This window comes from Pararhizobium sp. (assembly GCF_965279435.1).
Taxonomy (GTDB): domain Bacteria; phylum Pseudomonadota; class Alphaproteobacteria; order Rhizobiales; family Rhizobiaceae; genus Pararhizobium.
On sequence record NZ_CBDIHY010000003.1, the window covers coordinates 4,404,793 to 4,417,956 of the forward strand.

General features: G+C 59.3%; 10 protein-coding genes. 7 read left to right on the forward strand and 3 right to left on the reverse strand.

Translation table 11 applies throughout. From position 1 onward, the window contains the following. Positions 1–93: 93 nt before the first annotated feature. Positions 94–1,278, forward strand: a complete 1,185-nt coding sequence (locus ACQY8Q_RS27160; RefSeq protein ID WP_428429655.1) for a benzoate/H(+) symporter BenE family transporter — start codon at positions 94–96, stop codon at positions 1,276–1,278. A gap of 9 nt (positions 1,279–1,287) precedes the next feature. Here ACQY8Q_RS27160 and ACQY8Q_RS27165 read toward each other — a convergent pair whose 3' ends face one another. Both ACQY8Q_RS27165 and ACQY8Q_RS27170 read right to left on the reverse strand, forming a co-directional pair. Beyond that, positions 1,288–3,381 (reverse strand): putative bifunctional diguanylate cyclase/phosphodiesterase, encoded by a 2,094-nt coding sequence (locus ACQY8Q_RS27165; protein ID WP_428429656.1) that lies wholly within the window; start codon positions 3,379–3,381, stop codon positions 1,288–1,290. A 286-nt stretch (positions 3,382–3,667) separates the two neighbouring features. Then, positions 3,668–5,755: a putative bifunctional diguanylate cyclase/phosphodiesterase gene (locus tag ACQY8Q_RS27170; RefSeq protein ID WP_428429657.1), complete on the reverse strand. Its 2,088-nt coding sequence runs from the start codon at positions 5,753–5,755 to the stop codon at positions 3,668–3,670. 343 nt (positions 5,756–6,098) lie between these two features. Between ACQY8Q_RS27170 and ACQY8Q_RS27175 the strand changes: the two genes are divergently transcribed. From ACQY8Q_RS27175 to ACQY8Q_RS27195, 5 genes are all read left to right on the forward strand, one after another. Further along, positions 6,099–6,701: a 50S ribosomal protein L25/general stress protein Ctc gene (locus ACQY8Q_RS27175; RefSeq protein ID WP_428429658.1), complete on the forward strand. Its 603-nt coding sequence runs from the start codon at positions 6,099–6,101 to the stop codon at positions 6,699–6,701. 235 nt (positions 6,702–6,936) lie between these two features. Next, positions 6,937–9,318, forward strand: coding sequence for an EAL domain-containing protein (locus ACQY8Q_RS27180; protein ID WP_428429659.1), 2,382 nt, complete (start codon positions 6,937–6,939; stop codon positions 9,316–9,318). A 28-nt stretch (positions 9,319–9,346) separates the two neighbouring features. After that, positions 9,347–10,078, forward strand: coding sequence for a substrate-binding periplasmic protein (locus tag ACQY8Q_RS27185; RefSeq protein ID WP_428429661.1), 732 nt, complete (start codon positions 9,347–9,349; stop codon positions 10,076–10,078). A 156-nt stretch (positions 10,079–10,234) separates the two neighbouring features. Then, entirely contained in the window at positions 10,235–10,948 is a 714-nt protein-coding gene (gene pth, locus ACQY8Q_RS27190) for an aminoacyl-tRNA hydrolase (RefSeq protein ID WP_428429662.1), read from the forward strand. Positions 10,949–10,950: 2 nt separating this feature from the next. After that, positions 10,951–11,412 carry a GNAT family N-acetyltransferase gene (locus ACQY8Q_RS27195; protein ID WP_428429663.1) on the forward strand — a complete coding sequence of 154 codons (462 nt, stop codon included), beginning with the start codon at positions 10,951–10,953 and terminating at the stop codon, positions 11,410–11,412. Positions 11,413–11,431: 19 nt separating this feature from the next. Here ACQY8Q_RS27195 and clpS read toward each other — a convergent pair whose 3' ends face one another. Then, a complete protein-coding gene (gene clpS / locus ACQY8Q_RS27200) occupies positions 11,432–11,743 on the reverse strand; it encodes an ATP-dependent Clp protease adapter ClpS (protein WP_428429665.1) in 312 nt (103 codons plus the stop codon). Between the two features lie 189 nt (positions 11,744–11,932). Between clpS and ychF the strand changes: the two genes are divergently transcribed. Further along, positions 11,933–13,036 carry a redox-regulated ATPase YchF gene (gene ychF, locus ACQY8Q_RS27205; RefSeq protein WP_428429666.1) on the forward strand — a complete coding sequence of 368 codons (1,104 nt, stop codon included), beginning with the start codon at positions 11,933–11,935 and terminating at the stop codon, positions 13,034–13,036. Positions 13,037–13,164: the final 128 nt, after the last annotated feature.

Sequence of the window (13,164 nt, forward strand, 5' to 3'; positions counted from 1 at the left end):
AGCCCATCCGAAGCAGATGGTATTGCCCGAACATGACGATATGATAGGCGAATCTATTGTCCAGACACGCCCCGCAGCCATGGTTCCCGTACAATGTTTCGTGACTTCTCCCTTCAGAGCCTGTTCATGGGCCTGCTCACTGCCTTTGTTGGTTTCGCAAGTTCCTTTGCCGTCGTGCTGCATGGCCTGACCGGCGTTGGCGCAACCGAAGCGCAAGCGGCGTCCGGCCTGATGGCGCTGTCGGTATCGATGGGCCTGTGTGCGATCGTGCTCAGCCTTTCGACACGGCTGCCGGTAAGCATCGCCTGGTCGACGCCGGGCGCGGCACTGCTGGCAAGTTCAGGCGCGGTCGCCGGCGGCTTCAATACGGCGGTCGGTGGCTTCCTGATCTGCGGCGCGCTGATCGTCCTTGCGGGCCTGTGGAAACCACTCGGTCGGGCAGTTGCCGCCATCCCTGCGGCGCTCGCCAATGCGATGCTCGCCGGAGTGCTGATCGGGCTGTGCTTTGCGCCGGTCAAGGCCATCGCCTTCAATCCTCTGCTTGGCCTGCCCATCGTTATCGCCTGGGTGATTGTCGGCAGCATCAACCGGCTGTTTGCTGTGCCCGCCGCGCTTCTGGCATTCGTACTGGTACTGGCCTTTGGGGTCGATATGCCAGCCGATGCGATGGCGCGGCTTTCGGCGACATTGGTTCCGCATATCGAATGGGTCACCCCGGCTTTCACAGTCGCCGGCCTCGTCAGCATTGCGTTGCCGCTGTTCATCGTCACCATGGCGTCGCAGAACATTCCGGGCATCGCCGTCCTGAAGGTGAACGGCTATGAGCCGCAGCCGGGGCCGCTGTTTGCAACAACCGGCGTATTCTCGATCCTGAGTGCCCCGTTCGGCGGCCACGCGGTCAACCTAGCGGCGATCACCGCTGCCATGTGCGCCGGTGAGGACGCGCATCGTGATCCGGCACGGCGTTACTGGTCGGCGATCGTTGCCGGTGCCGGTTATATTGTCTTCGGGCTTCTGGCTGCAACGGTGACGGCCTTTGTCAGCCTCGCCCCACCGATCCTGATCCAGGCGGTGGCCGGCCTTGCTTTGATCAGCGCCTTTGCCGGATCGGCCATGGCCGCATTCAAGGAAGCCGACGGCCGGGAAGCGGCGGCCGTGACATTTCTGGTTACCGCATCCGGCGTCAGTTTCGCAGGGGTCTCCGGTGCTTTCTGGGGGCTGATGGCGGGCGGGCTGATGCTCGCACTCGCCCGGTTCACCCGGTCGCGGAAAGACTGAGACAGCCGGTCAAGCAACGGCGGACCGAATGTGGATGGTTTCCGGTTCCGTCTGGTCGGCCTTATCGCAGGGTCGTTCCCCGCCCGGCCTGTTCACCACATGACTGATCTCGCTCAAAGGCATCGGCCTGCCGAACAGAAAACCCTGTACCTGCGGACAGCCTTCTTTCAAGAGGAAATCCATATGCTCTTCGCGTTCGACACCTTCGGCCAGAACCGGAATGCCGAGGCTGTCGGCAAGGATGATGGTCGAGCGGACGATCGCCGCCGACTGGCGGTTGGTCGTCACGCCATCGATGAAGGCACGATCGATCTTGATCTTGTCGAACGGAAAGTTCTGCAAGGTCGTTAGAGAGGAATAGCCGGTGCCATAGTCGTCCATGGCGATCTTGACGCCGAGTTGCTTCAACTGCCGGATGATACGCAGGGCATTTTGATGATCGGCGATGATGCCGGATTCGGTGATTTCCAGTTCCAGCCGCGATGGCTCAAGGCCCGTTTCCAGAAGAATTTCGTGCACCCGCGTCGCCAGGTTGGCGTTGGCGAGCTGGCCCGGAGCGACATTCACCGCGATCCTGAGCGGGTTCTTCCAGCATGCCGCCTGCTGACAGGCGGTGCGCAACACCCAGTCGCCCAGTTCGTGAATGAAGCCGTTCCTGTCGGCGATCGGAATGAACTCCGCCGGTGGCACCATGCCCCGCACAGGATGATGCCAGCGCAGCAGAACCTCGAAACCGATGACGTCACGGGTCAGCGAGTTGTTCTGATACTGGTAGTAAAGCTCGAATTCATTGCGCTCGATCCCCTGGCGCATGTCCATCGCCAGTGCGCTGCGGTCGCGGGCCGCATCGTCCATTGCCGGCTCGTAGTGCCGAACGGCATTCGATCCGACCGTCTTGGCACGGTACATGGCAAGATCCGCCTGGGCCAGAAGCTCCTCCGGCTTGGGCGCGTCGGCGGGGTAGCGGGAAATACCCACGCTGGTGCCGACGAGCAAATTTTTCCCCTGCCATTCGACGGGCTTGATGATCGCCTCGATAAGCCTCGACGCAAAGGCAGACGCGGCATTATCACCGGCAAGATTGCGGGACAGGGCGACAAACTCGTCGCCGCCCATGCGCGCGATAAACTCCCCCTCGCCCAATACCTTTGACATGCGTTCAGCCACGCCGCGCAACACCGCATCGCCGGCCGCATGCCCGTGCACGTCGTTGACGTCCTTGAACCGGTCGAGGTCAAAGGACAGGACCGCGATCCCCGGCGCGTCATTCTTCTGCCGGGATATCATCTCCTGAAGATGCTCTCCGAGAGCAACGCGGTTTGGCAATCCGGTTAGCGGGTCGTGAAGCGACAGATAGCGGAACCGTTCCGCCGCTCCCCGTGTCGATTGAAGATCGATGGCATAGGTCGATGCGCCGAGCGCCAGCATCACGCCGATAATAGCGACCACCACAGTCAACAGGCTATCGGGGATCATCTCAGTCGAGGTGATAATGAACGCATCCGGTATGATCGTGATCGCGCTCATTCCGGTAAAATGCATCGTCGTGATCGCCAGGATCAGGGTGGCAATGCCGAGATATTGACGGGCAGGCGCACCCGGCCTTGCAATCAGGTTCATGGTAACGGCACCGAAGCCGATGCCGAGAAACACCGAAGCCGCGTAGTAGCTCTGATCCCATTCCATCCGGCCGGCAATCTGGTAACCGGCCATGCCCGTGTAGTGCATAATGGCGATCCCTGCCCCGACGACGACGCCGCCGAATTCAACGAGGATGCTGGGCTTGCCCGCCGCCGTGATCAGAAACCCCAAAATGGTGATGACGATTGCAGCAGCCAGAGAGGCCATCGTCAGCGTCGGCTCATAGGCATGTGCCAGTGGTGGATTGAAACTCAGCATCGCAATGAAATGCGTCATCCAGATCGTCGACCCACCGACGACGCCACTGGTGAACAGCCAGTTCAGCTTCTGCATTCCGACGCTGCGCTGGACGCGGACGTAGAGCCGGACGGTCAGGATAGACCCCAATGCGCAAACAAGAGTTGCAAGCGCGAGAAGCCCGTAACTGTGTTCGGTGACTATACAGGAAAGAACCTTGAGCATGGACACCACTCGTAATGATACGGACGGGATCGTCTCACGCAACCACTAATAATCATTAAATGACACTTATACAACCTGTTATGGCGAGACACTCCGGGCGATCGGATATTTCGTAAGAGCGCAACACCCGCAGAACATGGGTTCTTGCGGGGTGCCGCTCGACCAGCCGCAGCACCATTCAATCGAAAACAGAACCACCATAACGTGTATTTATGCCACTTTTGCCCCGGCTTGCGGGATACCTATCCCGCAAGTGTGCAATTTTGGTGCGCGGGCACCGGATGGATCATGCAGCGACGGCGTTGTCCCCGTCCGTTTCCGGCGCCGCTGAAGGGGCCGGAAGCAAAAGCGGCGTGTTGTTCACCACATGATCGATCTCACTCAGCGGCATCGGTTTTCCAAACAGGTATCCCTGGACCTGCAGGCAGCCTTCACTGCGCAGGAAGTCCATATGCTCCTCGTTCTCCACCCCTTCGGCAAGCACGGGAATATCAAGGCTCTGGGCGAGGATGATGGTCGAGCGGACGATCGCGGCTGACTGCCGGTTGCTGGTGACGCCATCGATGAAGGCGCGGTCGATCTTGATCTTGTCGAACGGGAAATTCTGCAGCGTGGAAAGCGATGAATAGCCGGTTCCATAGTCGTCCATGGCGATCTTGACGCCAAGCTGCTTCAACTGGCGGATGATGTGGAGCGCGTGCTGCTGGTCAGCGATGATGCCCGATTCGGTGATTTCCAGTTCGAGGCGGGCTGCATCGAGACCGGTCTCCTTCAGGATTTCGCTGACGCGATTGGGGAAATTCGTGTCGGCCAGCTGGGCCGGGGCGACATTGACGGCGATCTTGATCGGGTTCTCCCAGGACGCAGCCTGACGGCAGGCGGTCACCAAAACCCAGTCACCGAGTTCGTGAATGAAGCCGTTCTTCTCGGCAATCGGAATGAATTCCATTGGCGGCACCATGCCGCGCACCGGATGCTTCCAGCGCAACAGAACCTCAAAACCGATGACGTCCCGGGTCAGCGAGTTGTTCTGGTACTGATAATAGAGTTCGAACTCGTTGCGCTCGATACCCTGGCGCATATCCATGGCAAGGACGCTGCGGCTGCGGGCGGCATCATCCATTGAAGGCTCATAGACACGGATTGAATTGGAGCCAGCCGCCTTGGCGCGGTACATGGCCAGATCCGCCTGCGCCAAAAGCTCTTCCGGCGTGCGGGCATCGACGGGAAACAGCGAGATACCGACACTGCTACCGACCAGCAGCGTCTGGCCCTGCCATTCGACCGGTTTGCCGATTTCGGCGATCAGTCGCGCTGCAAAGGTCTTTGCCTCGCTTTTCATGAAGAAGTTCGAGGTCAGCGCAACGAACTCATCGCCGCCGACGCGGGCGACGTATTCCCCCTCACCCAAGACCGACGCCATCCGCTCGGAAATTGTCCGCAAAACCGCATCACCGGCCGCATGACCGTGGACGTCGTTGACATCCTTGAACCGGTCGAGGTCGAAGGACAGCACCGCGACGCGCGCCGTGTCGTCCTTCTGGCGCCGGATGATGTCTTCGAGATGTTCGCCGAAGGCAACCCGGTTCGGCAATGCCGTCAGCGGATCGTGCAGCGACAAGTGCCGGAAGCGCTCGGCAGCCAGATGGCTTGAGTGCAGGTCGATAATATAGGTCGAGGCACCGAGGCCCAGCATCAGGCACATCATCGCCAAAACCATGATAATCAGCAGATTGTCCGGGATGAGCGCTGCCGACGGCTGGATCATCGGATCGGGAATGATGGTGATCGCCGCCATGCCGGTGAAGTGCATGCTGACGATTGCGAGGATCAGCGCGATGACGCCGCCGTATTTGCAGAAACGGGTAACCGGACGCGCAACCCGGCTGGTGGCGAGAGCACCGAAACCAACGCCCAGAATGATGGAAGCGGCATAATAGGTGAAATCCCATTCGACGCGGCCGGCAATCTGGTAGGCCATCATGCCCATATAATGCATGATGGCGATGCCGGCGCCGACGATCGCGCCGCCGAGCTCGATAGCCGGGCCGGTCTTGCGCATGGCGGTAACGTAAAAGCCGAGTGTCGTGACAGCGATCGCCACGCCCAGCGACGCCAGGGTGAGGATCGGCTCATAGGCATGTGCCAGCGAGGGCCTGAAGCTCAGCATGGCAATGAAATGCGTTGTCCAGATCGTCGAGCCACCGATGGCTCCGCTCAGAAACAGCCAGTTCAGCTTCTGCACACCGACCGTACGCCTGACCCTGGCATAGAGCCGAAGGGTCAACACGCAACCGAGAACGCAGACAAGAGTTGCAAGCGACAGCAAACCATAATGATGATCCGTGGCGATGCAGGAGAGAACCTTAATCATAAAACACCTGTTTTGAACGTGACCGCAATCTGCCATGCAACAGCTAAGAGAGGTTAACGCGGCTGGTTTTCCATGAATTGACGGTTATCAAGCCCTGAAAGATATCACGCGCTACGTGCAAATCTGGTTGCAGCGCCACTTTCAAGCGGGTTTTCCGGCAAAACGGAACTTTTCCCGGCAAAACCTGCGTTTACTTGCAATTGCGGGCTTTCTCGGCTATGGACGCGCGTCCGCGCAGACACCCTTGGAGGCAAATGCGGATGAGACGGTCAAACGTCTCGGTTCATCCAGTCTTGATAGATAAGCGGATGAGCTCTCCAAAACACACCAGAAAGGTACGACCATGAGCCATGCATCCTACGAGCTCAAGGCCGAAACGCGCGAACGGGTTGGTAAGGGGTCCTCCCGTGAACTTCGCCGCAACGGTCTTATTCCTGCAGTCATCTATGGTGACAAGCAGACACCGATTTCCATCGCCCTCTCCACGAAGGAAGTCACCCAGAAGATTCACGCCGGTGGTTTCATGACCACCATCGCCACGATCGACGTTGGCGGCGAGAAGATCCGCGTCCTGCCGAAGGACTACCAGCTGGATCCGGTCCGTGACTTCACCCTGCACGTCGATTTCCTTCGCGTTTCGAAGGACAGCGTCGTCACCGTGGAAATCCCGGTTCACTTCGTCAACGAAGAAAAGTCCCCGGGCCTGAAGATCGGCGGCGTTCTGAACATCGTTCGTCACGAAGTCGAACTGATTGTTCCGGCCGACGACATTCCGGAATTCCTGACGGCCGACCTGTCTGGCCTGAAGATCGGCGACGGCATCCACATCTCGAACATCAAGCTGCCGAAGAACGCGACGCCGGTTATCGCCGACCGCGACTTCACCATTGCTACCATCGCGCAGCCCGCTGGCGGCACGACGGAAGAAGAAGCAGTTGCTGAATAAAATTCCGGCCTGACGGCCTGGATTGAAAGCCCGCCTCACAGCCGTGAAGCGGGCTTTTTGCCGTCCGCAGCACGGCTCACGGCCTGCTCCTCAAGACCGTAACCTAAGTTTTCGTCGCAGGGTTTCAGCAACATTTAAGACTTTCGTGATGTGTTGTCGCCGGGGGATTTATCCGGCTTCAGTGTACGAGAATCCTAATGGGACGTGAAATTGGCGGCGCAACCGGGGGCATCGAATGATGCACTCTGTTGAAAATCGTTTTATTGCGATCGTTTGTGGTGCGATGCTTCTCTTTATCGCCCCGCTGATCGTGTTGTTTCTGACCTTGTCGTCAGAGCGCGTTGCGCGTGAGAGCCTGCAGAACACGCAGGTCCTCATGGAGGCCGGCGCTCAGGCGCTTGCCAAGCCGCTTTGGGATTTCGACACGGATGGCGTCGAGCAGATTGCAAAATCGCTGATCGGCGATGCGGCGATCATGTCGGTGCAGGTCAAGGACAGTTCCCAATCGATCTCCGTCAGTCTTCCCACCCGCCCGGTGGATGCAAGCCTGCCGCACAAGGTCCTCACCAGGGAAATTCTTTATAATTCGAAGGACGGCCAAAAGTCTGTCGGCACACTGGAGATATGGGTCTCTACCCCCGGCCTTCTGTCACGCTTCAGCAAGGATGAGCTGAGCATATTCTTCATCCTGATCGTCGCCGTCGGCATTGTTTTTGCAGCGGCCATTCTCGGCAACCGGTTGACCGTGATCCGGCCGCTGATGCGGTTGACAGCGGCCATTGAAGCCACAAGGCGGCTCGGTTCGCGCCATCATGTCGACTGGACATCGGACGACGAGATGGGAACCCTGGCGCATAATTTCAACGAGATGCAGAGCAAGCTGGAGCGTGAGGAAACCGAGCTGAAGCTCGCCCATAGCCGCGCCACCGACATCTACAATCTCACCCCCTCCATGCTGTTTTCGCTCGACCCGGCGAACTGTCTCACCGCCGTCAGCGACTACTGGCTGACAGCCACCGGCTATGCCCGCAGCGATGTCATCGGGCGTGTGTTTACCGATTTCGTCGACGAACACTGGCACGAAACCTACCGGGCCCGCCGCCGCAACGGCAACACATCCCATGCCAATATCTGCGAAGTCACTGTGCCGTTCATCAAAGCGAACGGCGAAACGATGACCGTTCTCATCCTTGAGATGAAAAGTGCGGCCAGCGGCGAGCGTGGCGGTCTCTCCCTGTCGGTCATGACCGACGTCACGGAACTGAAACAGGCCGAAAGCCGCAACCATGCGCAGGCGATCACCGACCACCTGACAGGCCTTCTCAACCGGCAGGGTTTCGAAGCAGCCCTTGACGACGGCATCCGCCAAGCCGACGAGAATACGATGCAGCTCGCCTGCATCTTCATCGACCTCGACCGTTTCAAATGGATCAACGATAATTTCGGCCATGCTGCCGGCGACGAAGTATTGCGCCAGGTGGTTGCCCGTGTCCGCACCACCCTTCGCCCCGGCGATACAATGTCGCGGCTTGGCGGCGACGAATTCGCCATTCTGGTCAGCGCCGAGGATGTCGAGGCGTTGGCAAGCGAAATCGGCGACCGCATCTGCGCCAGCCTGCGCCAGCCGATCCTCGTCGAAGGCGCGGAACTTTCGGTCAGCGCCAGCGTCGGCATCGCGCTTTATCCCGACCACGCGGCAAACGCGGCGGAGCTACTGCTCAAATCCGACATGGCGATGTATGCGCGCAAGCGCGACGGCAAGAACGGCATGCTGCTCTTCGATACCAGCATGCTCGACACCGCCCGCGAACGCCACGAGATGGAACAGAACATCGAAGCCGGCCTGAAGGAAGACTGGTTCGAAGCCTATCTGCAACCGATCGTCAGCCTCAGCGACGGCCGCATTGCCGGGTTCGAGGCGCTGATGCGCCTGAACCATCCGGAAAAGGGCATCCTGCCGCCCGCCAAGATTATCGGCATCGCCGAGGAAACCGGTACAATCGCCCGCATCGGCGAGCGGGTACTGGAAAAGGCGATCAGCCACCTCGCCCGCCTGACGCAGCTGGAAGGGACAGAGACCACCTATCTCGCAGTCAACTTCTCGCCGCTCCAGTTCGAGGAGACACTACCGCATAAGCTCGCGGCACTGTTGCTCAAGCACCATATCTCACCAGCCCGCATCGTCATCGAGATCACTGAAGCGGTGCTGATGGCCGACAATCCCAACATCCATGCCGTCTTGAAGCAGCTCAGCGAATTCGGCTGCCGCATCGCGCTCGACGATTTCGGTACCGGTTATTCTTCGCTCAGCTACCTCAACCGGTTCCCGGTCGATATCGTCAAGGTCGACCAGTCCTTTACACGCTCTCTGACAACGGGCACTGCCGACGTCCGCCGAAAGAGCCGCATGCTGATCAAGGGTATCCGGACGATTTCGCACCAGATGGGCTGTACCGTCGTTGCCGAAGGCATCGAGACCAAGGAACAGTGGGAACTGTTGCGTAAGCTGGGCCTCGACTATGGCCAGGGTTATCTCTTCAGCCGGCCGATGCCGATCGAAAACATGCTGCTGATGCTGGAAATGGAATCGGAAGCGAAGGCCACCAGTCTCGCATGATGAAAACCACGACGATGGAGGAACGGGTATGAGACAGATCGCGTTCGCACTCGCCCTCCTTCTATCAAGCACGGCTGTATCGGGCACGGCGAATGCCGAAACGCTGAAATTGCTGACGGAGGAATATCCGCCCTACAATTTCAGCAGGGATGGCGTCATCAGCGGCGCTGCCGTCGAGCAGGCAGAACTGATGATGAAGGCCCTCGATACCCCCTACTCCCTTGAAATCCTTCCATGGGCACGGGCCCTGTCACGTGCCGAAAATCAGCCCTGGACCTGCGTCTTCACCACAGGGCATGACGACGAGCGCGACAAGCGCTTCAAATGGGTTGAGCCGCTGCTCATCGATCGCATGGTCATGGTGCGCAAGATTCGCTCGGGCGTTAATCCTGCCAATATCGAGGAAGCCAAACGCTTCACGGTAGGCACGCAGCGTGGAGATTTTTCCGGCACCTATCTCCAGAACCATGCTTTTCCGAAGATCGATCTTGCAGCCGACATGGAAACCACGCTGAAGAAGCTGCTCAGCGGGCGCATCGACTTGATGGTGACCTCCGAAAAGACGTTCGAAGCAATGCGCGATCAGGGCACGGCGATTGAACCCGCCCTGACCCTGGAGGGCAAGCTCTATGGTTTCGCTTGCAACCTCAGCCTGCCGGATGCCATGGTGGAAAAGATGCAGGCGCAACTCGAAAAGCTCATCGCCGACGGCACGCAGGACCGTATCTTCGCCAAATACGGAATACGCGCCAACCGATAAGGCATGCCAACAGGGGCCTTACGCCATCCGGAAGGCCCAAGAGCACCGGCAAACAATAGTCCAAAACGGAAATTAGACGCTACACGCCGCAAACGGTTGACATCCACGCCCCAACGCGGTGCAAGACAGCTCTGTCCGACTGTTAGAGATATATCCATGCAGATTTTCGCAGGTCTTGGTAATCCCGGCTCTGAATATGCCGGCAACCGCCACAATATTGGTTTCATGGCTGTCGACGCGATCCAGCGGCGCCACAGCTTCTCGCCCTGGTCGAAGAAGTTCAAGGCACTGATTTCGGAAGGCGAGATCGGCGGCGAACGTGTGCTCCTGATGAAGCCGCAAACGTTCATGAACCTGTCGGGTGAAGCGGTCGGCGACGCCATGCGCTTTTACAAGCTGGAACCGAAGGACATTCTGGCAATCTACGACGAACTCGATCTGATCGAGGGCAAGGCGCGGATCAAGACCGGCGGTGGCAATGGCGGCCATAACGGCATCAAGTCGCTCGACGCCCATTGCGGCCGGGAATACCGTCGCCTGCGCCTTGGCATCGGCCATCCGGGCTCCAAGGAGAGGGTGAACAACCACGTGCTTGGCGATTTTGCAAAATCCGACAAGGTCTGGCTGGAACCGCTCCTGGACGCGCTCGCCGACAATGCCGGGATGCTGGTCAAATCAGATGATTCGCAATTTCTCAACAAGCTGACGCTTGCCACCGGCGGCAAGCCGGAGCCGGAAGCCGCCCCCGCCAAACCAGCTGGAAAATCGCATATCCGCCAGGCCCGCAACGGCGCCCAGCCAAAAATCCTGCCAACCACAGGACCAATGGCCGACATGCTGAAGAAGTTGTTCGGCAACAAGGACGAATAGCCGTGCAGGCTGACGATTTCCGCATCCGGCCGGCAGCACAAGGCGACCTTCCGGCACTGCTTGCGCTCTACCGCCACCTCAACGCGGACGATCCGGAGATCGCGCCGGATATCGCGACCGAACGCTTCGCCGAGATCACTGGACGGCCCGGCATGACGGTCCTGATTGGTCTCTCGGGAGAGAGCCTGACCTCGTCGGTAACGCTGGTGGTGATCCCGAACCTCACCCGTAGTGGCGCGCCCTATGCGTTGATCGAAAATGTCGTCACCAACGCTGAGCACCGCAAACGCGGCCATGCCAGAGCCTTGATCGCAAACGCATTCGAACGCGCTTGGAGCAGTGGCTGCTACAAGGTCATGCTGCTGACCGGTTCCAAGGAACAATCGACACTGAAATTCTATGAGGGATGCGGGTTCACGCAGAACAAGACCGGCTTCCAGATCAGGCGCCCAGCCGGAATTTGAGGCTGAGCAGGTTAGCGGCCTATTCCTCCGGCTCCGTGGTGAACATCAGCGGAAAGCCCGCTTCCTTGCCGAGATCGGTGGCTTCCTTGGCCTTGCTCTCGGCAATATCCCTGGCGCAGACGACGATGACGCAGACGCCCATCTTGTGCGCAGTCAGCATCATCCGGTAGCCGGTCTCCTCGCTCATGTGGAACACCGCCTTCAGCACCATGATGACGAATTCGCGCGGGGTGTAGTCGTCATTGACCAGAATGACCTTGTAGAGCTTCGGCCTTTCCAGCTTCGGCTTGGTCACTGTTTTCGGTTTGAGACTGGTGTCGTTGTCCGCCATCGGAAATCCGCCCTTTGATCACAGGGAGTGGTGGAAACCGCTATTGTGCATCGCAAACGGGCTTCAAACAAGATGCGCCCGGACGCCATCTGGCCTATAAAGCCTGCAAAATCGGTCTGAGGCTTGACCTCGGCCCAAGTTTCCGCAAAAGGCACAGCAACAGAATTCGATCGGACAGGTTTCAAGACCATGGGTTTCAAATGCGGTATCGTCGGACTGCCGAATGTCGGCAAGTCCACTCTCTTCAACGCGCTGACCAAGACGGCGCAAGCGCAGGCCGCGAACTATCCGTTCTGCACCATCGAGCCGAACACCGGCGAAGTGGCCGTGCCGGACCCGCGCATGCGCAAGCTGGCCGATATCGCCAAGTCCAAGGAACTGATCCCGACCCGTATCTCCTTCGTTGATATCGCCGGCCTCGTGCGTGGCGCGTCGAAGGGTGAAGGCCTCGGCAACAAGTTTCTCGCCAATATCCGCGAAGTCGATGCGACGGTGCATGTGCTGCGCTGCTTCGAAGACGACGACATCACCCATGTCGAAGGCCGCATCAATCCGGTCGGCGATGCCGAGACGATCGAGACCGAGCTGATGCTCGCCGATCTGGATAGCCTGGAGCGCCGCACCGAGCAGACGCGCAAGCGCGCCGCCGCAAAGGACAAGGAATCGGTCACCCTGCTGCCTGTCATGGACGCTGCCTTGAAGCTGCTTCAGGACGGCAAGCCTGCGCGCACACTTTTGCCGACGCTGGATGCGGAAGAAAAGCTGGTGCTGCAGAGCCTCAACCTTTTGACCGCCCATCCGGTTCTCTACGTCTGCAACGTCGCCGAAGCCGATGCCGTATCCGGCAATGCCCACACCAAGGCCGTTGAAGAAATGGCCAAGGCGCAGGGTGCCGAAACCGTTGTGATCTCGGCTGCGATCGAATCCGAAGTTGCGCAGCTGCCGGAAGAGGAAGCCAAGGAATTCCTCGAAGCGCTCGGCCTGCATGAGGCCGGCCTCGACCAGCTGATCCGTGCCGGCTACAAGCTGCTCGACCTGATCACCTATTTCACCGTCGGTCCCAAGGAAACGCGCGCCTGGACCATTCCGCGCGGCACCAAGGCACCGGCTGCAGCCGGCGTTATCCACACCGATTTCGAACGCGGCTTCATCCGCGCCTTCACCATCGCCTATGAAGACTACATCGCCTTCGGCGGCGAAAGCGGTGCCAAGGAAGCCGGCAAGGCCCGCGACGAAGGCAAGGAATATGTCGTCCAGGACGGCGACGTGATCCACTTCCGCTTCAACACCTAAACGAAGCGGCAAGCCAGCCAAACGGCTGCACGTGCGAATGACACTTCCAGACATCACAACGCCGTTCGTTAACGCCAGCGAGCGGCGTTGCCGTCTGTGGCGATTTGCTCCGGCCATTGACGCTTGCC

What these genes read in the sequence shown, in the direction of transcription:
- ACQY8Q_RS27165 (WP_428429656.1), bottom strand. Translation starts at nt 3,381, where the DNA reads ATGCTCAAGGTTCTTTCCTGTATAGTCACCGAACACAGTTACGGGCTT.
- ACQY8Q_RS27180 (WP_428429659.1), top strand. Translation starts at nt 6,937, where the DNA reads ATGATGCACTCTGTTGAAAATCGTTTTATTGCGATCGTTTGTGGTGCG.
- ACQY8Q_RS27185 (WP_428429661.1), top strand. Translation starts at nt 9,347, where the DNA reads ATGAGACAGATCGCGTTCGCACTCGCCCTCCTTCTATCAAGCACGGCT.
- ychF (WP_428429666.1), top strand. Translation starts at nt 11,933, where the DNA reads ATGGGTTTCAAATGCGGTATCGTCGGACTGCCGAATGTCGGCAAGTCC.
- clpS (WP_428429665.1), bottom strand. Translation starts at nt 11,743, where the DNA reads ATGGCGGACAACGACACCAGTCTCAAACCGAAAACAGTGACCAAGCCG.
- pth (WP_428429662.1), top strand. Translation starts at nt 10,235, where the DNA reads ATGCAGATTTTCGCAGGTCTTGGTAATCCCGGCTCTGAATATGCCGGC.
- ACQY8Q_RS27175 (WP_428429658.1), top strand. Translation starts at nt 6,099, where the DNA reads ATGAGCCATGCATCCTACGAGCTCAAGGCCGAAACGCGCGAACGGGTT.
- ACQY8Q_RS27170 (WP_428429657.1), bottom strand. Translation starts at nt 5,755, where the DNA reads ATGATTAAGGTTCTCTCCTGCATCGCCACGGATCATCATTATGGTTTG.
- ACQY8Q_RS27160 (WP_428429655.1), top strand. Translation starts at nt 94, where the DNA reads ATGTTTCGTGACTTCTCCCTTCAGAGCCTGTTCATGGGCCTGCTCACT.